The following is a 22,181-nucleotide window of genomic DNA, read 5'->3' as shown; positions in this document are numbered from 1 at the left end:
AAATTATCGTCGCGCGGGCAATTGATCGCGCGTCGGAACGGTCGCGATCGCGCGATGGCGGAGACCGCGTGTCCGGCTCCGCTCGCGACGGATCGCCCGTGTTTCATCCTCCGCAGCCGCCGCGGCATCCTGCGTCGCCCCCTTTGCTGCGCTTTCCTCCCTTTTCCAGACGGCCTACCCTTCGTCTTTTTGCGGGGCCGGACCATACTTTCCTCACACGGTGTTTACTCATTTATTACAATCGCATTATTCAGACTGACCCACCGCCGCACGGCGGCCCGACCCGGCCATTGCATGAGCGTGAAAAAGAAGACCCACCCCGCCGATCCGTACGCGGCGGCGACCAAGAATCCGATGCTCGCCGCGCGCCTGCCGATGTGGCGCTCGCGGCTGATCGTGGTCGTCGTGTTCCTCGCGTTCGCCGCGCTGATCGCGCGCGCGTTCTGGGTGCAGGTCGCGAACCAGGATTTCTACGTCGGCCAGGGCCAGAAGCGCTATCAGCGCACGATCGAGCTCGACGCGATGCGCGGACGCATCGTCGACCGCAACGGCGCGATGCTCGCGGTCAGCCTGTCGACCTATGAAATCTGGGCGAACCCGAAACAGGTCGCCGACACCGATTACCCGCAAATCGCGAAGCTGCTCGACCTGCCGCTCGCCGAGGTGAAGCGGCGTCTCGGCAACGACAAGACGTTCGTGCTGCTCAAGCGGCAGGTCGACGCGGACACCGCCAGCCGGCTCGACAAGCTCGCGATCGACGGCATCACGCAAATCGCCGACTCGAAACGCTTCTACCCGGAAGGCGAATCGGCCGCGCACGTGGTCGGCTTCACGAACGTCGAGGACAAGGGCCAGGAAGGCGTCGAGCTCGCGGCGAATGCGCGCCTGCAGGGCACGTCCGGCCAGCGCGAGGTGATCCGCGACCGGCTCGGCCGCATCGTGTCGGACACGCGCCCGCTCGTCCCCGCGCAGCACGGCGCGACGATCGAACTGACGATCGACCGCCGCATCCAGCAACTCGCGTTCAGCCAGCTCAAGGCGGCCGTGATCGAGAACAATGCGCTGGCCGGCAGCGTCGTCGTGCTCGACGCGCAGAACGGCGAGATCCTCGCGCTCGCGAACTATCCGACCTTCGACCCGAACGACCGCGCCCGCCTCACCGGCCAGCAATTGCGCAACCGCGCGGTGATCGACACGTTCGAACCGGGCTCGACGATCAAGCCGCTCGTCGTCGCGCTGTCGATCGACGAGCGCAAGGTCACGCCGAACACGATCATCAACACGTCGCCGGGCACCTACAAGATCGGCCCGGCGGTGATCCACGACACGTCGAACCACGGGTCGCTAACGGTGTCGCAAGCGCTGCAGAAATCGAGCAACGTCGCGCTCGCGAAACTGGCGCTCAACCTGCCCGCCGAAACGATCTGGAACAAATACCAGGAGTACGGGATCGGCCGCGCGCCGGAACTGACGTTCCCGGGCGTTGCGTCGGGCCGGCTGCGCGGCTACAAGCGCTGGCGGCCGATCGAGCAGGCGACGATGGCGTACGGCTACGGGTTGTCGATGTCGCTGCTGCAGATCGCGCAGACCTACACGGCCTATGCGGGCGACGGCACGCTGCACCCGGTGTCGCTGCTGAAGAACGGCACCGACCAGCAGACGATCGACGCGCACCGCGGCCACCGCGTGACGTCGCCGCAAACGGCCGCCGCGATTCGCTCGATGCTCGAGATGGCGGTCGGCGAAGGCGGCACGGGGCGCCGCGCGCGCGTCGACGGCTACCGGATCGGCGGCAAGACGGGGACCGCGCGCAAGCAGGTCGGCGCGAGCTACGCGAAGGGCAAGTACCGCGCGCTGTTCGCGGGGATGGCGCCGATGAGCAACCCGCGCCTGATCGTCGCGGTGATGATCGACGAGCCGCGCGGCAAGGGGTACTACGGCGGCACGGTGGCGGGCCCGGTGTTCGCGTCGGTCACGAGCGGCTCGCTGCAGTTGCTCGGCGTGCCGCCCGATGCGCCGGTCGAACCGGAAAAGAATGCACCGGCGCAGGCCGCCGCGCCGCAGAAGACGGTCGGGGCGCCGAAACCGGCGGCATCGTTGAAGACGGCCGCGCAATCCGGCACTCCCGCGCCCGCGAAGGCCGCTACCGCAGGCTGACGATGCGAGCCGCGATGCCGCGCGCCGTCAATGCGCGGCCGCGACCGGCTTCGCCATCCGGCCGAGCACGTGCTCGGTCATCCCGCGCGCGAGTTCGGTCTCGCCCATGAATACGGTGCCGATGCCCTCGCTCGACAGCAGCGCGGCCTCGTCGCCGCTGTTCGTGCACAGCACGACCTCGAGCGTCGGGTTGAGCGTGCGCGAGATCTCGACGATCTGCCGCACGTCGAACACGTCGGGCAGCGTGACGACCAGCATCCCGGCGCGCGCGATATGCGCCTGCACGAGCACGATCGGCTCGATCGCGTCGCCCGACACGGCCGCGGTGCCGTCCGCGCGCAGCTTCTCGACGAGCTCGCGATTCTGCTCGACGACGACATAGGCGATCCCGCGCTCGTCCAGCGCATGCGCGATCCGCGTGCCGACCTTGCCGTAGCCGACGATCACGACCTGCCCGGTCAGATGCGTCTGCGGCGTCGACATCGGCAGCGCGGCGAGCGGATCGTCGCGCGCCTCGAGCTTGCGCGCGAACGCCGAATGCTTGCGAATCCATGCGAGCGCCGGATCGATCATCGCGAACAGCAGCGTGTTCATCGCGATCGAGATCAGCGCGACCGCGAGAATCAGGCTCTGCCCCTCGGCCGACAGCAGCCCGAGCGCACGGCCGAGCCCCGCGAGGATGAACGAGAATTCGCCGATTTGCGCGAGACCCGCGCCGACCGTCAGCGCGGTGTTCAGCGGATAGCGGAACGCGATCACGAGCGCGACCGCCGCGAGCGTCTTCCCGACCAGCACGATCGCCGCGACCTCGATCACGTGCAGCGGCTCCTCGATCAGCACCTTCGGGTCGAACAGCATGCCGACCGAGATGAAGAACAGCACCGAGAACGCGTCGCGCAACGGCAGCGTCTCGTCGGCCGCGCGCCGGCTGAACTCCGACTCGCGCATCATCATTCCCGCGAAGAACGCGCCGAGCGCGAACGACACGTCGAACAGCTTCGCCGCGCCGAACGCGATGCCGACCGCCGCGGCAATCATGCAAAGCGTGAACAATTCGCGCGAACCCGTGCGCGCGACGAGCCACAGAATGCGCGGGAACACGCGCTTGCCGACCACCAGCATCAGCGCGATGAACGCGGCGACCTTCAGCATCGTGACGCCGAGCGTGCCCCACACGCTGCCGCCGGCCGCATGCGCGTCGCCGGGCGGCGTGCCGCCGAGCAGCCCCGCCACCGGCGGCAGCAGCACCAGCACGAGCACCATCACGAGATCCTCGACGACCAGCCAGCCCACCGCGATGCGCCCGTTGACCGTCTCGACGAGCCCGCGCCCTTCGAGCGCGCGCAGCAGCACGACGGTACTCGCGACCGACAGCGCGAGCCCGAACACGAGCGCCGCACCGAGGCTCCAGCCCCAAGTGAGCGCGAGCCCGCCGCCGAGCAGCGTCGCGACGGTGATCTGGACGATCGCCCCCGGCAGCGCGATCTTGCGCACCGCGAGGAGATCGCCGAGCGAGAAATGCAGGCCGACGCCGAACATCAGCAGCATCACGCCGACTTCGGCGAGCTGCTGCGCGAGCGACAGATCGCCGACGAAACCGGGCGTGCCGGGGCCGATCACGATCCCGGCGAGCAGATAGCCGACGAGCGGCGGCATTTTCAGCAGCGACGCGAGGTAACCGAAGATCATCGCGAGACCGAAACCGGCCGCGAGCAACGCAATCAGGCTAACGTCATGAGGCATCCCCCCTCCCAAGCTCTTGTAACTATTTAGTAAGGTTCAAGAGTGAAAGGATAAGGGATGAGGCGGAAGAATGGCGCGCAGCCGCGAAAATTTCACGCCGCTGCGCGCGGTGCGGGGTACAACCCCGGCGAAGGGAAAGGCGTCGCGCGGACCCGCCGCGCGTGGGCGCCGCCCCAGCAGCAGGCGGGGCCCGCGTCCCGCCGCTCCGGTCAGCGCGACGCTTGCGGGAACCGCGCGCCCGGCGGCGGCTCGGGCCGCGTCGACGGCACGCTCTTGCGCACCTTCGCGACCTGCGCGGCCGTCACCGGCGCGCCCGTGTTGCCCCAGCTCGTGCGCACGAAGTTCGACACGTCCGCGACTTCCTGGTCCGACAGCCGCCAGCCGAACGGCGGCATCGTGAAGGTCGACGGCGCGGTGCGCGTGCCCTGCAGCGCGCTGCCTTCCAGCACGACGTGGATCAGCGACGTCGGGTCGTCGCCCTGCACGACCGGGTTGCCGGCGAGCGCCGGGAACACGCGCGTGTAGCCGTGCCCGTCGCTGCGGTGGCAAGCCATGCAGTTGTCGCGATAGACGGCCGCGCCCGGCTTGCTCGCGTCGCCGGTCTGCAGCGCCTTCGCCGCGGCCGCGTCGTACACGTGCGGCCGCTCGCCCTGCACGCGCGGCGGCAACGTCTTCAGGTAGCGCGCGATCGCGTTCAGGTCGTCGTCGGTCATGTGCTGCATGCTGTGGCCGACCACGTCCGTCATCCCGCCGAACGCGGCCGTGCGCAGCGTGCGGCCGGTCTTCAGGAACTGCACGATCTCGGTTTCGTTCCACGTGCCGAGGCCGGTGCGCGGCTCGCCGCGCAGGCTCGTCGGCACCCAGCCGTCGATCGCCGCGCCGCCGGCCAGGAAGTCGAGGCCATCGGCGTCGGTCAGGCCGCGCTCCTGCATCGTTGGCGCGCGCGGCGTGTGGCACGCGCCGCAGTGGCCGAGCCCCTGCACCAGATATGCACCGCGCGCGACGACCGGGTCGGGGTACGACGCCGCGTCGAACGGCTTCGGCGACGGCGCGAACAGCTTGCGCCAGATGCCGAGCGGCCAGCGCATCGACAGCGGCCACACGATGTCGACCTTGCGGTTCTCGTGCTCGACCGGCGCGACGCCGTGCATGAAGTACGCATACAGCGCCTTCATGTCGTCGTCGGTCAGCCGCGCGTACGACGGGAACGGCATCGCCGGATACATCGTGTCGCCGTTCTTGCGCACGCCTTCGCGCACCGCACGCGTGAAGTCCTCGTAGGTCCAGCCGCCGAGGCCCGTCTTCGCGTCCGGCGTGATGTTCGTCGAGTAGATCGCGCCGATCGGCGTCTCGAATTTCAGCCCGCCCGCGAACGGCTTGCCGCCGCTCGCGGTGTGGCAGGCGATGCAGTCGCCTGCGCGCGCAAGATATTCGCCGCGCTTGACGAGGGCCGCGTCGGCCGACTGGGCGGCAGGTGCGGCCGCCGGGCCCGAAGCCGCGGTCGGCGCGGACGCCGGCTGTGCGAACGCGGTTCCACCCGCGAGGCCGAATGCCGCCCATGCCGAGCCGATCGCCAGCGCGCGCCGCAGCGGAGAAACGCGGCGCGCGGCGTTGTGGTGGTTCATCGTCCTCTTCATACGGTCACCAGCGGGGCGGGATTTTTCAGGTATTGCTCGCGAATCGCGCGGGCCGACCAGTAGGCCAGCGCCGCGATGATCCCGGTCGGGTTGTAGCCGATGCCCTGCGGCAGCGCCGATGCGCCCATCACGAACACGTTGTGCACGTCCCAGCACTGCAGGTAGCGGTTCAGCACGCTCGTCTTCGGGTCGGTGCCCATGATCGCGCCGCCGACGAGGTGGGTCGTCTGGTACTGGCGCGAGTCGAAATGCTTGCCGAACTCGCGCGTCGACACGCCGATCGCCTTCGGCCCCATCGCTTCCGCGATCTTCTTCATCTGGCCGGTCACGTACTGCGCCATCTTGATGTCGTTGTCCTTCCAGTCGAACGTCATCCGTAACAGCGGCTGGCCGTACGAATCGCGATAGGTCGGATCGAGGTCGAGATACACGTCGCGGTACGACATGTTGGTGCCGTGCGCATCCATCGAGATCGTGTGCGCGTAGTTGTCCTTGACGGCCTTCTTCCACGCCGAGCCCCACTGCGGCGTGCCGGGCGGCGTCGCGATGCCGCTGATCGGCTTCACGCCGGCCTGGTTCACCCACAGCGGCGAGCCGCCGACGAAACCGAGCGGGCCGTGGTCGAAGTTGTCCGCGTTGAAGTCGTCCACCGCGACGCCGTTGCCGCCCGCGCCGATGAACGGATTCGTGTAGGTATCCTTGTCGAAGAACGCCTTGATCGTCGACAGGTTCTGGTAGGCGAAATTGCGGCCAACCACGCCTTCGCCCGAGATCGGGTCGTACGGCTTGCCGATGCCCGACAGCAGCAGCAAGTGCACGTTGTGATACTGGAACGCGGCCACGATCACGAGATCGGCCGGCTGGTGCACCTCGCGCCCGGCCGGATCGACGTAGGTCACGCCGGTCGCCCGCTTCTTCGTGTCGTCGAGGTCGACGCGCAGCACATGGCACTTCGAGCGCAGCTCGAAGTTCGGCGCCTGCTTCAGCGCGGGCAGGATGTTCAGGTTCGGCGACGCCTTCGAATACATGTAGCACGCGTAGCCGCTGCAGTAGCCGCAGAAGTTGCACGGGCCCATCTGCACGCCGTACGGGTTCGTGTACGGGCCCGACGTGTTCGCCGACGGCAGCCTGTACGGATGCAGCCCGAGCGAGTGCGCGGCATCGAAGAAGCGTTGCGCCGAATACGTGTTGAGCTGCGCGGGCAGCGGGAAATTGTCGCTGCGGTTCGCCTCGAACACGTTGCCGTCCCCGACCACCTTGCCGCCGACCTTGTACGCCTGCCCCGACGTGCCGAACACCTTCTCGGCGAAATCGAAATGCGGCTCGAGCTCGTCGTACGTGACGCCCGTATCCTGGATCGTCATCCCTTCGGGGATGAACTTCTTGCCGTAGCGCTCTTCATAGTGGCTGCGCAGGCGCAGCTCTTCCGGCGTGATCCGGAAGTGCACGCCCGACCAGTGCAGCCCCGCACCGCCGACGCCTTCGCCCGGCAGGAACGCGGCGAGCTGCCGGTACGGCAGCGCGGTGTCCTGCAGGCCGTGGCGGATCGACACGGTCGTCTTCGACAGGTCGAGGAACAGCTTCTTGCGGATGTTGTAGGTCAGCTCGTCGATCGTGTTCGGATACGCGCCGTCCGGGTAGGTGTCGCGATATTCGCCGCGCTCGAGCGCGACGACGTTCAGGCCCGCTTCGGTCAGTTCCTTCGCGAGTATCGCGCCGGTCCAGCCGAAACCGACGATTACCGCATCGACATGCGGCTTCTTGTCTGCGGCCATCAGCTGCGCTCCCCGTTGATCGAGACGGGGCCGTACGGATAGGGCTTGCCGCTCTGGTTGACGAAATCCATGAAGTCCGCGCGCGCGCCCGGGAAACCGATCATCTTCCACGCGGCCATGTCGCGATTGCCGCCATGCACCGGATCGCAGAAGTAGCCTTCGCGCGTGTTCTGCAGCAACTGGCCGAGGAACAGGCCGGGCGGGACGTCGTCGATCTGCGCGCCGCCCTTCTCCAGCGCGCCGAGCACGGCGTCGCGCGTCGGCGCGTCGAGATCCGCGAACGCCTTGCCGTGCGCCTTTTCGCAATAGCGGTTGACCGCCGCGATGCCGAGCCGGTAGATGTCGCGCGGCACCAGCTTCAACTGGTAGCCGAGCTCCGGCACGCCCTGCTGGAACGGCCCCTGCATGTACCACGTCGCGCCGTGCGCATACGGCGTCTCCATCTGGCGATCGATGAATTCGGGCACGCCCGCTTCGAGCGCGCCGGGGCCTTCGGCGTCGGCCGGAATCAGCCGGTCGACCGCGGCCTGGACGAACGCCCATTCCTTCGCATCGAAAAAGGTCGGCTTGTACGGCGCGCGGTCGGCGCCGGCCGACGCAGCGGACGCGTTGCCGGCCGTCGTCGCGGACGGCGACGACGACGAGCGCAGGTCGCAGCCGGCGACCGACGCGATCGGCACGAGCGCGACCGATGTGCGCAGGAAACGGCGACGCGAATTGGGTTTGTCAGGTGACGTGGACATGGTCGGATGTTGATCGTTGGGGATCGGGGTTCGGACGCGCGCATTCCGCATGCCGCGTGCCCGGCAGGCAGCCGTGCCGCAGGCGGCCGGTTGCCCTGTTCTTTCGTGTGTTGCGCACAACCTCGATGCTGGCGGCCGGCCGCGATTCGCGGGGACGCCCTCGTTGCGGCCGCGCGGCGCCCCGGATGCCGGCGGCGCGCTGCGCGGATCGACCTCATTGCGGGCCTATCGTCGGACAAATACCGGCATCGGCCTGCATCTGTCCGTCATCGCCCATGACCCTTGTTCAACTTAGACGTCGCGTCTGCCCACGGCAAGCGCAACGCGCACGACCTCTTTCGGGTCCGGCGACGAGTGCGGGCGAATTATAGCTGGAACCGGTTCCATTGCCAGGGGGTTCAATGCAATTCAGTGCATCGAAATTAGCAACAATGGGAAATTCGGAAGCCGGAATGTGCAAGGATGGCGAGATAGCGGACAGCTTGCCGGCCGGGCGGACGATCAGCTGCGGCGCGCGCGTGTCGCTTTCCGGCGACGCCCGGACAGATGACGGTATCGAGTTGCAGCGCGCTCTGGTAGCCTCCGCAACTCATGAACACCGAGAAAAACAAACAGCCGGCGCCCGATGCGACCGGCATCAGCAAATATCTGAGCTACCTGCTGCGCCACGAGCCGCAGGCCATCGGCCTCCAACTGGACGCCGAAGGCTGGGCCGACATCGACGAACTGATCGCCGGCGCCGCCCGTCACGGACGCCAGCTCGATCGCGCGACGATCGAAAGCGTGTGCGCAACCAGCGACAAGCAGCGCTTCGCGCTGTCGGATGACGGTCAACGCATCCGCGCGGTACAGGGCCATTCGACGCCCGCCGTGCAGCGCCAATATCCGGCCGCGCAACCGCCCGAGCGCCTCTATCACGGCACGGCGACGCGCTTCCTCGATTCGATTCGCGCGCAAGGGCTGAAGCCCGGCGCCCGTCATCACGTACACCTGTCGGCGGACGTCCGCACGGCGCTGGCCGTCGGCGCGCGCTACGGCGTGCCCGCGATCCTCGAAGTCGATGCGCGGCGCATGCATCGGCAAGGCCATACGTTCTTCGTCGCCGAAAACGGCGTCTGGCTGACCGATGCCGTGCCAGCCGAATACGTAGCGTTGATCGACGATACGCGCACGGAGTGAGCCGTGCGCCGGCCGCCACTCACCACGGCCAGAACATCGACGCGATCGACAACGCCAGCGCCGCGCACAGCGGCGAGTAATACAGCGTGTCCATCCGCGCGAAACGCGACCCGCGAATCCGCTTGAAGAAGCCGACGTAGCGGAAATCACCGACGGCCCGCACCGCGAAGATCAATGCGAGCGCAACGACCGCGAACGCGATCGTGCAGGGATACGCGTTGCGCCCGAGCCAGCCGGCACGCGCGGCGACCACGCCTGCGCCGCCCAGCAGTGCCGCCGCGACGGCAAGCGTGCCGACGGCAGTCGGCCGCAACAGCGGTACGCCGTCCTGCTCCGGAATGGCCGCACGCTTGCCCAGCCGGCCGCCGAACGCCCAGTAGACGTGCACGAGCGCGATGGCGCAAAGCGTCGGCACGCTGAAATACGCACCTGTCATGTCGATCGATGTCCTCGTCCCGTTGTGTTGCCGAAAGGATTCGGCACGCGGCCCCGGCCCGCGCCACGCACGACGATACCGAAACCCGGCCACGCGCGCATTGCGACGTCCGGTCGCAACCGGTCGCCGCGCATGCTGCGCTGCAGTGCGGATGCGTCGTCGCGCGAGCCGGCTGCTTGACTTCCCTCCGCGCACCACTACGCTGTTATTCCAGTACTGCGATCGGCACGCCGCTGTGCAACCGGCTGCCCGCACGACGACGATAACGAAGGCCATGGAGGCGACTCATGCTGATCGGTGTGCCGAAAGAGATCAAGAACCACGAATACCGCGTCGGCCTCACGCCGGCCGGCGCGCGCGAACTCACGCGGCACGGCCATCGCGTGCTCGTGCAGCGCGGCGCGGGCACGGCGATCGGCCTGCTCGACGACGACTACACGGCCGCGGGCGCATTGCTCAGCGACGGCGCGGACGAAATCTTCGCGCGCGCCGACATGATCATCAAGGTCAAGGAGCCGCAGCCGGCCGAATGCGCGATGCTGCGGCGCGGCCAGATCCTCTACACGTATCTGCATCTCGCGCCCGATCCCGATCAGGCCGCCGCGCTCGTGAAATCCGGCGCGGTCTGCATCGCCTACGAAACCGTGACGGGCCCCGGCGGCGGCCTGCCGTTGCTCGCACCGATGAGCGAAGTCGCGGGGCGCATGTCGATCCAGGTCGCGGCGACCCACCTCGAAAGCCCGCGCGGCGGCCGCGGCGTGCTGATGGCCGGCGTGCCGGGCGTGCCGGCCGCGCACGTCGTCGTGCTCGGCGCGGGTGTGGTGGGCACCGGCGCGCTGCAGATGGCGGTGGGCCTGGGTGCGCGCGTCACCGTGCTCGACACCAACGTGAACCGGCTGCGCCAGCTCGATCTCGTGTTCGCCAACCGGATCGCGACCGTCTGCTCGAATGCGCATACGGTCGACGAAGCCGTGCGCGATGCCGACGTCGTGATCGGCGCCGTGCTCGTGCCGGGCGCATCGGCGCCGCGGCTCGTCACGCGCGACATGATCGCGACGATGCGCAAGGGGGCGGTCGTCGTCGACGTCGCGATCGACCAGGGCGGATGCTTCGAGACTTCGCATGCGACCACGCATGCTGCGCCGACCTTCGTCGTCGACGGGGTGGTCCACTACTGTGTCGCGAACATGCCCGGCGCGGTCGCGCGCACGTCGACCTTTGCGCTGAACAATGCAACGCTCGGCCATGCGCTCGCGCTCGCCGACAAGGGCTGGAAACAGGCGATGCTCGACGATCCGCATCTGCGCGCGGGCCTGAACGTGTGCGACGGCCATATCACGTACGAAGCGGTCGCGCAGGCGCTCGGGCTGCCCTACGTCCCGGCGACCGGCGTACTCGGATGAGCTTGCCGGCATGAGTCGAACGCGTCGCGGCCGGGCGCGACGCGTTCACGCACCCTTCGACCGGCTCCGCTGCGTGCCGCTGCCGCCGGTGCTGCCCGCACCGCCCATCGTGCGCGCCAGCAGTGGCTGCGGTTGCGCGAGCGTGCGCGTGTTCAGCACGTCATGCCGCGTCAGCCAGCCGCGCCCGATCGACGGAATCTTCCCGGGATTGTCGCCGTTCGCGATCATCGTCCGGATGTCGCGGCCATGGTCGGCGAGCGTACGCACGCACGACGTCAGAGCGATGCGCGCGGGGTCGTCGCGTAGCGCCGCTCGTAGAGCGACTGGCAATGCGTGCAGCGTTCGGCGGTCGGGCGCGCCAGCAGGCGCTCGTAGCCGACCGAGCCGTCGCAGTCGATGCATTCGCCGTAACTGCCGTCGCGCATCCGCTGCTGCGCGCGGCCAACCGCGCGCAGCTCGGTCAGCTTCATGCCGATCAACGCATGGTCGACGTCGACGAAGAGGTCCGCATTCGCCTCGTCGCCCTCGTCCGGCGCCGCGCCGGCAAGCTCCGCATAGGATTCCGACGCGCGCTGGTCTTCGCTCGCGCGGATCTCCGCACGCAGCGCCTGCTCGCTCTCGTTCAGCCGCTGCTTCAGCGTCTGCCGTTGTCGTGGGTCGAGCGACATGGCCGTCTCTCCTGTTCCGGGTTCCGCGCGAAACAAGAGCGGCGCGCGGTATCGCACCGGTGCGCGGCGCGCAGGCATGACCTGCGCGGTCGCATCCGGATGGGCGGCCGGACGCGAAACGCCGGACGCATTCGACGCAGGATAAACCCATTGAACACGCGTGTGTTGACCGGAATCAGCGTGCCGTTCACGCAGCGGCAGCGGTGCGGAAACTGGGGACGGACGCGCAATCCCCGCCTTGCGGCGCGGGCGGCGCAGCGCGTCGGCACACCCGCAGCGCAGCAATTTCCCGTGCGGTCGCCGCGGTTCTTTCCGCGCCCGCGGACCGGCATCGCGCGGTCGATACGATCGCTCGCGCAGCGCTGCTGCAATCATTCGGAATCCTCAGAACGCGTTGCGCCCGATGAAGCCGCGCACCACCGTCAGCAGGATGATCTTGATGTCGAACCAGAAGCTCCAGTTCTGCATGTAGAACAGATCGAACTTCACGCGCGCCGCCATCGCCTCGACCTTGCGCGTTTCACCGCGATAGCCGTTCACCTGCGCCCATCCGGTGATGCCGGGCCGTACGCGGTAGCGGTACATGTAACAGTCGATCAGTTGCCGATACAAGTCGTCGTGTTCGATCGCGTGCGGACGCGGGCCGACCACCGACATCTGCCCGAACAGCACGTTGAAGAACTGCGGCAACTCGTCGAGCGACGTGCGCCGCAGGAACGCGCCGACGCGCGTGATGCGCGAATCGTTGCGCGACGCCTGCCGCACGACGCCCGGCTGCACGCGATGCACGCGCATCGTCCGGAACTTCAGGATGTCGAACTCGCGGCCGTCGACGCCCTTGCGGCGCTGCCTGAACAGCACGGGCCCCGGCGACGACAGCTTGACCGCGATCGCGAGCATCGTCAGCAGCGGCAGCAACGGAATCAGCACGCCGAACGCGAACAGCCGGTCGAACGCGAACTTGGCCCACAGCTCAGGCGCGGAGCGCGGCGTGGTCGCGAGATTGATCGCCGGCATGCCGAGCACGTCGGTCGCGGAACGATCGACGACCGCCATCTGCCGCACGTCGGGCAACAGCCGCAACTCGACGAACTCGTCGCGCAACTCGCGCACGATCCGCTGGATCCGCCACTCGTGCGACATCGGCAGCGTGAGCCATACCTCGTCGATGTCGCCGCCGCGAATCCGCTCGCGCAACGCGTTCCAGTCGTCGATCACCGGTACGCCGCCGATGCCGCCCGCGGCGGCCGGCGCATCGTCGTCGAACACGCACGCGGCCGCGAACGGGCCGTTCGGCGCGAGCTGCATCCGCTCGATCGCCACGCGCCCGTAAGCCGTTGCGCCGACGATGGCTACGCGGCGCTGCCGCGCACGCGGGTCGCCACGCGTCAGCGCGAACGCCAGCAGCGCCGCGCGGCCGAGCAGCAGCGCCGCGTCGCCGGCCAGCACCGTGCGCGCGATCCAGCGGGTCGTCACGGTGCCGCCGCGATTCATGATCCACATCGTGCCGGCAACCGTCAGCACGCTCGCGCACACCACGGCCACCAGCGTGTGTGTCAACACGTGCGCACCGCCCCGCACCGCCACGCCGCCGCGCACGGTGCGCAGGTAGCGCGGCAGCAGCGCCACCGTCAGCACGCACAGCAGTGCGATCGCGCCGCGCTGCGCGTCGGACAGCGCATGCCAACCGAGCCCCGACGCCGCCTGCGCGGCGAGCGCCCCGGCCAGCACGAGCACGACGTCGGCCGCCGCGATCGCGGCACGCCGGATCGCATTCGTTCCACCGGACATCGACTGCATCGTCACGCACCATGCGCGGGGAATCCGCGGTACGCGTCCGGCATGCGCGGGCGAATCGTCGCCTGCCTCGCATGCTCGCGCGTGCCGAGCAACCGCCGATAGTCGGCGCGAATCAGGCTGTAGCATTCGCACGCGTGATGTTCGAGGCCGTCGCGGTCGAGCACCGTGATGCGGCCGCGGCGTTGTCGGATCAGCCCGGCTTCCTGCAGGTTCCCGGCCGCTTCCGTCACGCCTTCGCGCCGCACGCCGAGCATGTTCGCGATCGTCTGCTGCGTGACGGCCAGCTCGTCGCCGTCGATCCGGTCGTGCGCGAGCAGCAGCCAGCGGCTGAGCTGCTCGCTGACCGAGTGATGCCGGTTGCACAGCGCGCTGCGCGAGATCTGCGCCATCGTCGCCTGGCAGATGTTGAGCAACAGCCGGTAGGTCTGCGCCGACCGCTCGAATTCGGCGCGCATCACGCAACTCGGCACGCGATAGGCCATTCCGCCGATGCGCACTTCGACCCGGCTCGACGCGGCGATACCGCCGACCAGCGTCCCCAGCCCGACCACACCCTCGCGGCCGACCACCGCCACCTCGACCATCGCACCGTCCTCCATCAGGTGCTGCACCGACATCATCGCCGTCGTCGGAAAATGCAGATGACGCATCGGCTCGCCGACCCGGTCGAGCATCCCGGCCTTGATCCTGACCAGTTCGAGATGCGGGGCGATGGCGCGGATGCTGTCCTCCGGGAGGGCAGCAAGAATGGCGTTCGCCGAATAGCTCGAGTGAAGATGAAGCATGTCTGTATCCCTTTTATCGTCCGCGCCGCCAGCGGCAGGCACGGAACTCGTTATCGCGATGCGCGCCCGGACGTTGACAGCGGTTGCGGCCCACAACCCTGAATCCGACTGATCATCGGCTTGTCAACGCCGAATTGAGTCGACTGCCCCGTTTCGACACGCCAGCCCGAATAAGCGATTTACGTGCCAATAGCCGCCCGTCCTTAATATATGAATCACATCCGATTTAGAGCCCCTGAATAACCGACCCCAAAACCGAAAAAACGTCTCATTTCCGGACACTCCCCCATACGACGGACACAGCACGCATTCGACTGATCAATTCCCGCGCGCCGGCTCGGGACGCCGGCGTTGCGGTCGCGATGCTTATCGTTCAAATACTTACAGCCGATTTTCAATTGTTTCCGTGATGTGCGGCGCAGCATTTCCCGGCGTCGCCGCACCGCACACGCTCGTTTCAAACTGTCTCAAATTTGAATCGGCACACTAATTCCCCACTCTGTCCACCACCGCACATATCGCCTGCAAGCCGTTGATATAAATACAAAATCTGGATGACCCCATTTATTTGTCAAATAATGTTCAATGTCTTCCCGCCACTTTTTCTGTACGATTCGTCACGTTGTCCGATTGATTCCGGTCGACATAGAATGACAAGCAGGTTCACGATTCCATTTCCGGATGATTAATTCCGGAGAAAGGAATTCTTAAATCGACATAACGTTTGCGTGCAGTCGAAATCGTCAAACTTTGTGAAATGGCAAAAGGTCGAATTGGCCGAATTCAATTGCGTGCTAGCCTTTTTCGCGAGTATCGTCATTCCGTTTTTTTGATCAACAAAGTCCGCACGATCGTGCGATTTCCATTCCGGGATTCGCCGCAACGACGCGCGACCGCCCACCTGCGAGGATGCGCCGTGACTCATCAGGCCACCGACGCCGTCGCTTATGCGAACGGCATGATCGAGCTTTCCCACAGCTTCGACGCCAACCGGTTTCTCGCGGCCATCGACCGCGACGAACTCGCCACGCTGACGCCCCACCTGCAACTCGTTCACCTGAAATCCGGGCAAGTGCTGTGCGAACCCGGCGAAATGCTCGCCGCCGTCTACCTGCCGGTCACGACCGCGATTTCGCTGCAGTACGTGTCGTCCGGCGGCATGACGCTGGAAGTCGCGGAGATCGGCAGCGAAAGCGTGGTCTGCGACGACGTGATCGGCGGCAGCGGCCGGATGCCCTGCCGCGCGGTCGCGTGCCGCGACGGCTTCGTCTACCGGCTCGACCGGCGCGTCTTCGCGACCGCGTTCGAGGCGTCGCCGGTGATCCGCCATCTCGTGTTCGTCTGCGTGCGGCTGCTGATGGCGCAGGTCGCGCAGATCACGTTCTGCAGCCGTCATCACGTGCTCAAACATCAGTTATGCAGATGGTTCCTGCTCGCGTTCGATCGCACGCGCAGCATCGAGATCCAGGTGACGCACAGCATGCTCGCGCAAATGCTCGGCGTACGACGCGAAACGGTCACGGACGCCGCCGGCGAAATCCAGAAGCTCGGCCTGATCCGGCAATACCGCAGCTCGATCGAGCTCGCGGACCTCGACGGCCTCGAAAAAATGTCGTGCGGCTGCCGCGCGATCGTGCGCGACGAGATGAAGCGCATCCTGTCGGCCGACTCCGGCGTGCCGGCCGCGTCGCGCGCGTGATCGGCGCGCCGGGTCGGGGCGGCGCTTCGGCGCCGCCCGCGTGCCGGGTCAGCCGTTTGTAGGGTGGCGAACAGAACGCCGGGGCTGCCGATGGTCTACTGATGCCGGACTGCCGGGGGGATGTCAGCGCTTATCGCGCGTCTGCCCGAGCGGACGACACCACGCACGCCGGAGCAGCACGTGAAAAACGAAATCAGAACCATCCTGAAGCACGTCGCCCACCTCGAAGCCGCGATCGACTCGATCCGCGACGGGGACGACCTCTACGAAGCGGGCCTCTCCTCGCTCGATACGATCCAGCTGATGCTCGCGATCGAAAAGCAGTTCAACATCGAGATTCCCGACGAGATGCTGAACCGCAACCTGTTCCGCAGCATCGACGCGCTCGCAGACACGATCGCCACGCTGCAACGCACCGAGCACTCCGCATGAGCGCGCTGCTTCCCGAACTCGCGTCCGACAGCGATTCGCATCGGCTCGACGAGGCCGCGCATGCCGTTGCGCAGATCGCCGCGCAGCATGCCGATGCGGTCGATCGCGACGCGCGCTGCCCCGTCGAGGCAATCGAGGCGATGCGCGCGCGCCGGCTGCTCGGCGCGATGGTGCCGGCCCATCTCGGCGGCGCTGGCGCGTCGCTGGAAGACGTCGCGTCGGCCTGCTCGATCCTCGGCCAGGCGTGCGCGTCGTCGGCGATGGTGTTCGCGATGCACCAGATCCAGGTGGCGTGCATCGTCGGCCATGCCGCCGACCAGGGCTGGCACAAGCTGTTCCTGCAGCAGCTCGTGCGTCACCAGTGGCTGCTCGCCTCGGCCACGTCGGAAGACGGCGTCGGCGGCAACCTGCGCGCGAGCCAGTGCGCGCTCGAGATCGACGGCGGCGGGTTCCGGCTGCACAAATCCGCGCCGACGATCTCGTACGGCGACTACGCGGACGGCATTCTCGCCACCGCGCGACGCGATGCGGATGCGCCGGCTTCCGAGCAGGTGCTCGTCACGCTGCTGCGCGACGGCTATACGCTCACGCGCCGCGGCGAATGGGACACGCTCGGCATGCGCGGCACGTGCAGCAACGGCTTCGTGCTCGACGCGCAGGGCGCCGCCGTGCAATGCCTGCCGGTGCCGTTCGCGAAGATCGCCGAGGAAACGATGGTGCCGGTCTCGCACATCCTGTGGGCCGCGGTGTGGATCGGCGTGGCCGGCGACGCGTTCCATCGCGCGCACCAGTTCTTCCGCGCGCAGGCGCGCCAGACCGATGGCGCGCCGTCGCCCGCCGCGCGGCGCATCGCCGAATCGCTCGCGCTGATGCAGGCGATGCAGGCGCGCGTCGACAACGTGCTGCGCCTCCACGCGAACGCGTCGGCCCGCTCGTGGTCGGCCGGCATGGCATGGGCCGCCGAGATCAATACGCTGAAGACCTACGTGTCGGCGACCGCGCTCGAGGTCGCGCACCAGGCGATGATGATCTGCGGGATGGCGGGCTACAAGCAAGGCACGCCGTTCAGCATCGGCCGCCACATTCGCGACCTGCACGCGGCGCCGCTGATGATCAGCAACGACCGCATTGCCGCCAACACTGCGAGCCTGTTGCTCGCGCTGCGTCCCGCGACGCTGGAGAAACATACGTGAACGATCGCCTCGCCGTGCCCACCGCCCCCTCCGTTCCCGCCAACGCACCGCTCGACCGCGCGGGCGTCAATCCGCTGCGCGACGCGCTGATCGATGCGGGCCTGCTGGTCTCGACCGGCATCCAGGGCCTGTTCGGCCGCAGCGAACGATTCGAGCGCGTGGTCGAAGCGCTCGACGCGTTCGTCACGCGCATCGGCGCCGACCAGCAGGCCGAAGTGCTGCGCTTCCCGCCGGCGATGAGCCGCACCGAGTTCGAGCGCAGCGAATACATGAAGAGCTTTCCGCAACTGGCGGGCAGCGTGCATGCGTTCTGCGGCGACGAACGCCAGCATCAGCGCGTGCTGCAATGCCTCGATCGCGGCGACGACTGGACCGAAAACCAGAAGCCGACCTACGTCGTGATGACGCCGGCCGCGTGCTACCCCGTGTATCCCGTCGTCGCGCGCGCGGGCGCGCTGCCCGCCGACGGCCGGATCGTCGACGTGTTCTCGTACTGCTTCCGTCACGAACCGTCGCTCGACCCGACCCGCATGCAGTTGTTCCGGATGCGCGAGTACGTGCGGATCGGCACGCCCGAGCAGATCGTCTCGTTCCGCGAGACATGGATCGAACGCGGCACGCGGATGATCGACGCGCTGCGCCTGCCGAATGCGATCGATCTCGCGAACGACCCGTTCTTCGGGCGCGGCGGCAAGATCGTCGCGGACAGCCAGCGCGAGCAGAACCTGAAGTTCGAGCTGCTGATTCCGATCGAGCACGACGACCGGCAGACCGCGTGCCTGAGCTTCAACTACCACATGGACCACTTCGGACTGCTGTGGGACATCCGCACCGCGACCGGCGATGTCGCGCACACGGGCTGCGTCGGCTTCGGCCTCGAGCGGCTCACGCTCGCGCTGTTCCGCCACCACGGCTTCGACATCGACGCATGGCCGAGCGACGTGCGCGACGTGCTGTGGGGCGCGCGATGAGGTTCGTTTCCCGCGACGGCGAAGACGCGTCGTTCGAGGGCGTGCGCCACCGCGCGCGCCACTACCGGCCGCACCCGCTGCACAGTCAGGAGATGGTCTGGAAGCAGACCAACTGCTACGTCGACATGTGGCTCGAGGTGCTCCGCTGGTGGGGCCTCAATCCGTATGCAGCGCTGCCGTTTACGATCGCGCTCGATTTCGAGGGCGACCAGTTCACGTTCTTCAAGTTTCCGCACGACGAACTGGAGCGGCTCTACGGGATCGTCGTGCAGGAGCATTCGATCTACGAGCCGCTCGACCAGCACATCGAGACGCAGGTCGCGCGTGGCCACCTGATGATCGTCGAGGTCGACGCGTGGTTCCTGCCCGATACGCGCGGCACCAGCTACCGCACGCAGCATACGAAGACGACGATCGGCATCGACGCGATCGACCGCGAGAAGCACCAGATCGGCTACTTCCACAACAGCGGCTATTACGTTGCCGAGGATTTCGACTACAACGGGCTCATCGGCGCGAGTTCGCCGATGACGCTGCCGCCGTATGTCGAATGCGCGAAGCGACGCTTTGCGCCGCTCGACGAGCGCGCGCTGTGCGAAGCCTCGCTCGCCGCGTTGCAGCGCCACCTGCGGCGCCTGCCGGTCGTCGATCCGATCGCGGCGTTCCGCCGGCAGTTGCAGACCGATGCGCAGATCCTCGCGGAAGCGCCGCTCGAACGCTTCCATGCGTACTCGTTCAATTCGGTGCGGCAGCTCGGCGCGAATTTCGAACTGTTCGGCCACTATGCGCGCTGGCTGCACGCCAGCGGCTGCACCGGGCCGTTCGCCGAGATCCGCGCCTCGTGCGATCGCATCGCGTCCGAAGCGATGGTGCTCGAATTTCGGCTCGCGCGCGCGTGCGCACGCGGCAAGGAAGAACGCGGCGATGCGACGCTCGAAGCGATCGAGGCTGCGTACGCCGACCTCGTCGCGTGCGCGCGGCAGATCGGCGCGCCGCTGCGGCACGTGACGCCCGTGCGCGCCGACGCAGCGCCCGTGCCGGCCATGCGGTGACGCGCGCGCGCACGCTGCCCGCATGGTCGATGCGGGCGACGGCCGCGGGCGCCGTGCGCGAGCCGCGCGACCTCCCGGCCGACCACGACGGCTGGATCGCGGCGCCGGTGCCCGGCACGGTCGCGCAGGCGCTCGCGCTGTCCGGCCGGCTCGACGAAGCCGCGTCGCTCGACGAGCGCGACCACTGGTATCGGCTCGAACTGCGCGGGCGCGGGCTGCGCATCCTGCGCTTTCACGGCCTCGCGACGCTCGCGCAGGCCTGGCTCGACGACACGCCGATCCACTGCTCGGACAGCATGTTCGTCGCGCACGACGTGCCCGTGTCGCTCGACGGCACGCACCGGCTGACCGTCTGTTTCCGCGCGCTCGCGCCGCACCTGCGCGACGCGCGCGCGACGCGCCGTGCACGCTGGCGCACGCGGCTGGCCGAACCGGCCACGCTGCGCACGATCCGCACGTCGCTGTTCGGCCATATGCCGGGCTGGTTCCCGCCGTATGTGCCCACCGGCCCATGGCGGCCCATCGACGTGCTCGATCCGTCCGACGGGCCCATTCTTACCGATTGCAAACTGCATGCACGCGTCGAAGGCGACACGGGCTGGCTCGATGCGGAACTGACGTTCGCCGCGCCGCTGCCCGACATGTTCGCGGCGCGGCTGTCATGCGGCGAACATCACGCGACGCTCGAACGCGCCGGCGCCGACCGGCTGCGCACGAGCGTCGCGATACCGAACGTGCGCCGCTGGTGGCCGCATACGCACGGTGAACCGGCGCTCTACGAGATCGCCCTGCATATCGGCGATGCGCGCCGGTCGCTGGGCTCGACGGGTTTTCGCACGATCGACGTCGACGCCGGCGCCGACGGCAAGGGTTTCGGACTGCGCATCAACGGCGTGCCCGTATTCGCGCGCGGCGCATGCTGGAGCAGCGCCGCGCCGCTCGCGCTGCACGCGGACGACGCGACCTACGGCCGCCTGCTGGGGCTCGCGTGCGACGCCGGCTTCAACATGATTCGCGTCGGCGGCACGATGACCTACGAGGCCGACGCGTTCCACGCATGGTGCGACCGGCTCGGGCTGCTGGTCTGGCAGGACTTCGGTTTCGCGAACTTCGATTACGCGCTCGACGATCCCGCGTTCGCGGCCAACGTCGATCGCGAGGCGAGCCAGTTCCTGTCGCGTCACGGCCCTTCGCCGTCGCTTGCGGTGCTGTGCGGCGGCAGCGAGATCGCGCAGCAGGCCGCGATGTCGGGGCTCGGGCCGAAGCAGCGCTTCGTCGAGCTGACCGCCGACCGGCTGGCCGGCCACGCGGCCGCACACCGCCCCGACGTCCCGTACGTGCCCGATTCGCCCGACGGCGGCGTGCTGCCGTTCATGCCGCGCGAACGCGTGTCGCACTACTACGGCGTCGGCGCGTATCTGCGCCCGCTCGACGACGCGCGCCGCGCGGACGTGCGCTTTGCGAGCGAATGCCTCGCGTTCGCGAACGTGCCGGGCGATGCGACGCTCGCGGAACTCGGCTGGCCGGGCGTGCACGAACCGCGCTGGAAGGCGGCCGTGCCCCGCGACCCTGGCACGTCGTGGGATTTCGACGATATCCGCGACCATTATCTGCAGACGCTGTACGACTTCGTGCCCGACCGGCTGCGGCGCGAGGACCCGGCGCGCTACCTCGAGCTGTCGCGTGCGGTGATCGCGGACGTGATGCGCGAGACGTTTTCCGAATGGCGGCGCACCGGTTCGCGTTGCGCGGGCGCGCTCGTGTGGCAGTTCCAGGACGTGATGCCGGGCGCCGGATGGGGCGTGATCGACGCCGCGCACCGGCCGAAATCGGCTTGGTATGCGCTGCGTCAGGTGCTGCAGCCGATCCAGGTGCTGCTCGTCGACGAAGGCCTGAACGGGCTCGACGTACATGTGGTCAACGAACGCCCGGCGCCGCTGTCGGCCGCGATCGAGCTGGTCGCGCTGCGCGACGGCCGCACGCCGGTCGCGCGGGCCGGCTCTCCGGTGCGGATCGCCGCGCACGACACGGTACGGCTCGGCTCGGCCGAGCTGCTCGGCCGCTTCTTCGACTGGACCTACGCGTACCGCTTCGGCCCCTGCGAACACGATACGGTCGTAGCGACCTTACGCGCCGACGACGGCACGCTGCTGTCGCAGGCGTTCCATTTTCCGTCCCGCACGCATCCGGCCGTGCTGGCGCGTCGCGAACCGGGGATCGAGGCATGCGTGTCGCGCACCGGCGCGACCTGGCACGTCGACATCGACACGCGACACGTCGCCCGCCACGTGCAGATCGACGCGCCGGGCTTCATGCCGAGCGACGACTGGTTCCATCTCGCGCCCGGCACGCCTGCGCGCATCGCGCTCATTCCATTGCGAACGGACGGGAAGCTCGCGGCGGCCGACGACTACGTCGCGCCCACGGTGGAAATCCGGGCCGTCAACGCCGCGCGCGCGGTGCGCGCCACGCAGGCCGGCTGACACGACGCTCGCGTCCGGCGCGAGC

18 protein-coding genes are annotated in these 22,181 nt (G+C 68.1%); 9 read left to right on the top strand and 9 right to left on the bottom strand.

Annotated elements, in window-relative coordinates; genetic code table 11:
- Positions 1–294 precede the first annotated feature (294 nt).
- On the top strand, positions 295–2,157 hold the full coding sequence (locus GJG85_RS17790) for a penicillin-binding protein 2 (protein ID WP_050010889.1): 1,863 nt from the start codon (positions 295–297) through the stop codon (positions 2,155–2,157).
- A 27-nt stretch (positions 2,158–2,184) separates the two neighbouring features.
- Here GJG85_RS17790 and GJG85_RS17785 read toward each other — a convergent pair whose 3' ends face one another.
- The 4 genes from GJG85_RS17785 to GJG85_RS17770 form a co-directional block, all read right to left on the bottom strand.
- On the bottom strand, positions 2,185–3,900 hold the full coding sequence (locus tag GJG85_RS17785; protein ID WP_050010888.1) for a cation:proton antiporter: 1,716 nt from the start codon (positions 3,898–3,900) through the stop codon (positions 2,185–2,187).
- Positions 3,901–4,109: 209 nt separating this feature from the next.
- Positions 4,110–5,537, bottom strand: coding sequence for a cytochrome c (locus tag GJG85_RS17780; protein WP_204384238.1), 1,428 nt, complete (start codon positions 5,535–5,537; stop codon positions 4,110–4,112).
- Positions 5,534–7,312, bottom strand: coding sequence for a GMC family oxidoreductase (locus tag GJG85_RS17775; protein ID WP_011547848.1), 1,779 nt, complete (start codon positions 7,310–7,312; stop codon positions 5,534–5,536). The genes GJG85_RS17780 and GJG85_RS17775 overlap by 4 nt, the downstream gene beginning before the upstream one ends.
- Entirely contained in the window at positions 7,312–8,055 is a 744-nt protein-coding gene (locus GJG85_RS17770) for a gluconate 2-dehydrogenase subunit 3 family protein (RefSeq protein WP_050010884.1), read from the bottom strand. Before GJG85_RS17770 ends, GJG85_RS17775 begins: the two co-directional genes overlap by 1 nt.
- A gap of 591 nt (positions 8,056–8,646) precedes the next feature.
- On the opposite strand from GJG85_RS17770, the gene GJG85_RS17765 reads away from it, so the two are divergent.
- A complete protein-coding gene (locus GJG85_RS17765; RefSeq protein ID WP_050010883.1) occupies positions 8,647–9,234 on the top strand; it encodes an RNA 2'-phosphotransferase in 588 nt (195 codons plus the stop codon).
- A gap of 19 nt (positions 9,235–9,253) precedes the next feature.
- Here GJG85_RS17765 and GJG85_RS17760 read toward each other — a convergent pair whose 3' ends face one another.
- A complete protein-coding gene (locus tag GJG85_RS17760) occupies positions 9,254–9,670 on the bottom strand; it encodes a DUF3995 domain-containing protein (protein WP_050010881.1) in 417 nt (138 codons plus the stop codon).
- A 287-nt stretch (positions 9,671–9,957) separates the two neighbouring features.
- On the opposite strand from GJG85_RS17760, the gene ald reads away from it, so the two are divergent.
- On the top strand, positions 9,958–11,073 hold the full coding sequence (gene ald / locus GJG85_RS17755) for an alanine dehydrogenase (protein WP_050010880.1): 1,116 nt from the start codon (positions 9,958–9,960) through the stop codon (positions 11,071–11,073).
- 45 nt (positions 11,074–11,118) lie between these two features.
- Here the strand turns inward: ald and GJG85_RS17750 are convergent, their stop codons facing one another.
- The 4 genes from GJG85_RS17750 to GJG85_RS17735 all read right to left on the bottom strand — a co-directional run bounded on the left by GJG85_RS17750 (position 11,119) and on the right by GJG85_RS17735 (position 14,326).
- Positions 11,119–11,340 carry a hypothetical protein gene (locus GJG85_RS17750; protein ID WP_050010878.1) on the bottom strand — a complete coding sequence of 74 codons (222 nt, stop codon included), beginning with the start codon at positions 11,338–11,340 and terminating at the stop codon, positions 11,119–11,121.
- 8 nt (positions 11,341–11,348) lie between these two features.
- Positions 11,349–11,741 carry a TraR/DksA family transcriptional regulator gene (locus GJG85_RS17745; protein ID WP_050010876.1) on the bottom strand — a complete coding sequence of 131 codons (393 nt, stop codon included), beginning with the start codon at positions 11,739–11,741 and terminating at the stop codon, positions 11,349–11,351.
- A 384-nt stretch (positions 11,742–12,125) separates the two neighbouring features.
- Positions 12,126–13,532 carry an undecaprenyl-phosphate glucose phosphotransferase gene (locus tag GJG85_RS17740; RefSeq protein WP_050011086.1) on the bottom strand — a complete coding sequence of 469 codons (1,407 nt, stop codon included), beginning with the start codon at positions 13,530–13,532 and terminating at the stop codon, positions 12,126–12,128.
- 11 nt (positions 13,533–13,543) lie between these two features.
- The gene (locus tag GJG85_RS17735) at positions 13,544–14,326 is read right to left on the bottom strand and encodes a Crp/Fnr family transcriptional regulator (protein WP_089489297.1); all 783 of its coding nucleotides are present in this window, start codon (positions 14,324–14,326) and stop codon (positions 13,544–13,546) included.
- 916 nt (positions 14,327–15,242) lie between these two features.
- On the opposite strand from GJG85_RS17735, the gene GJG85_RS17730 reads away from it, so the two are divergent.
- The 6 genes from GJG85_RS17730 (at position 15,243) to GJG85_RS17705 (ending at position 22,156) form a co-directional block, all read left to right on the top strand.
- Positions 15,243–16,025, top strand: coding sequence for a Crp/Fnr family transcriptional regulator (locus GJG85_RS17730; RefSeq protein WP_175976075.1), 783 nt, complete (start codon positions 15,243–15,245; stop codon positions 16,023–16,025).
- A gap of 180 nt (positions 16,026–16,205) precedes the next feature.
- Positions 16,206–16,457, top strand: coding sequence for an acyl carrier protein (locus GJG85_RS17725; RefSeq protein WP_050010872.1), 252 nt, complete (start codon positions 16,206–16,208; stop codon positions 16,455–16,457).
- A complete protein-coding gene (locus GJG85_RS17720; RefSeq protein ID WP_050010870.1) occupies positions 16,454–17,650 on the top strand; it encodes an acyl-CoA dehydrogenase family protein in 1,197 nt (398 codons plus the stop codon). The genes GJG85_RS17725 and GJG85_RS17720 overlap by 4 nt, the downstream gene beginning before the upstream one ends.
- Positions 17,647–18,621 carry an amino acid--[acyl-carrier-protein] ligase gene (locus GJG85_RS17715; RefSeq protein ID WP_050010868.1) on the top strand — a complete coding sequence of 325 codons (975 nt, stop codon included), beginning with the start codon at positions 17,647–17,649 and terminating at the stop codon, positions 18,619–18,621. The genes GJG85_RS17720 and GJG85_RS17715 overlap by 4 nt, the downstream gene beginning before the upstream one ends.
- Positions 18,618–19,673: a DUF1839 family protein gene (locus tag GJG85_RS17710; protein WP_089489743.1), complete on the top strand. Its 1,056-nt coding sequence runs from the start codon at positions 18,618–18,620 to the stop codon at positions 19,671–19,673. The genes GJG85_RS17715 and GJG85_RS17710 overlap by 4 nt, the downstream gene beginning before the upstream one ends.
- Positions 19,670–22,156 carry a glycoside hydrolase family 2 protein gene (locus tag GJG85_RS17705; protein ID WP_204384237.1) on the top strand — a complete coding sequence of 829 codons (2,487 nt, stop codon included), beginning with the start codon at positions 19,670–19,672 and terminating at the stop codon, positions 22,154–22,156. Before GJG85_RS17710 ends, GJG85_RS17705 begins: the two co-directional genes overlap by 4 nt.
- Positions 22,157–22,181: the final 25 nt, after the last annotated feature.

It is taken from the genome of Burkholderia sp. MS389, assembly GCF_016899425.1.
Taxonomy (GTDB): Bacteria; Pseudomonadota; Gammaproteobacteria; order Burkholderiales; family Burkholderiaceae; genus Burkholderia; species Burkholderia sola.
The sequence above is the reverse complement of the archived record's forward strand: the minus strand, read 5'-3'. Positions and strand labels throughout refer to the sequence as shown.

Excerpts from the sequence above, each read along its gene's own strand:
- GJG85_RS17765 (WP_050010883.1), top strand. The coding sequence starts at position 8,647 with ATGAACACCGAGAAAAACAAACAGCCGGCGCCCGATGCGACCGGCATC.
- GJG85_RS17740 (WP_050011086.1), bottom strand. The coding sequence starts at position 13,532 with ATGTCCGGTGGAACGAATGCGATCCGGCGTGCCGCGATCGCGGCGGCC.
- GJG85_RS17745 (WP_050010876.1), bottom strand. The coding sequence starts at position 11,741 with ATGTCGCTCGACCCACGACAACGGCAGACGCTGAAGCAGCGGCTGAAC.
- GJG85_RS17760 (WP_050010881.1), bottom strand. The coding sequence starts at position 9,670 with ATGACAGGTGCGTATTTCAGCGTGCCGACGCTTTGCGCCATCGCGCTC.
- GJG85_RS17770 (WP_050010884.1), bottom strand. The coding sequence starts at position 8,055 with ATGTCCACGTCACCTGACAAACCCAATTCGCGTCGCCGTTTCCTGCGC.
- GJG85_RS17780 (WP_204384238.1), bottom strand. The coding sequence starts at position 5,537 with ATGAAGAGGACGATGAACCACCACAACGCCGCGCGCCGCGTTTCTCCG.
- GJG85_RS17790 (WP_050010889.1), top strand. The coding sequence starts at position 295 with ATGAGCGTGAAAAAGAAGACCCACCCCGCCGATCCGTACGCGGCGGCG.
- GJG85_RS17785 (WP_050010888.1), bottom strand. The coding sequence starts at position 3,900 with ATGCCTCATGACGTTAGCCTGATTGCGTTGCTCGCGGCCGGTTTCGGT.
- GJG85_RS17735 (WP_089489297.1), bottom strand. The coding sequence starts at position 14,326 with ATGCTTCATCTTCACTCGAGCTATTCGGCGAACGCCATTCTTGCTGCC.
- GJG85_RS17720 (WP_050010870.1), top strand. The coding sequence starts at position 16,454 with ATGAGCGCGCTGCTTCCCGAACTCGCGTCCGACAGCGATTCGCATCGG.
- ald (WP_050010880.1), top strand. The coding sequence starts at position 9,958 with ATGCTGATCGGTGTGCCGAAAGAGATCAAGAACCACGAATACCGCGTC.
- GJG85_RS17710 (WP_089489743.1), top strand. The coding sequence starts at position 18,618 with ATGAGGTTCGTTTCCCGCGACGGCGAAGACGCGTCGTTCGAGGGCGTG.
- GJG85_RS17775 (WP_011547848.1), bottom strand. The coding sequence starts at position 7,312 with ATGGCCGCAGACAAGAAGCCGCATGTCGATGCGGTAATCGTCGGTTTC.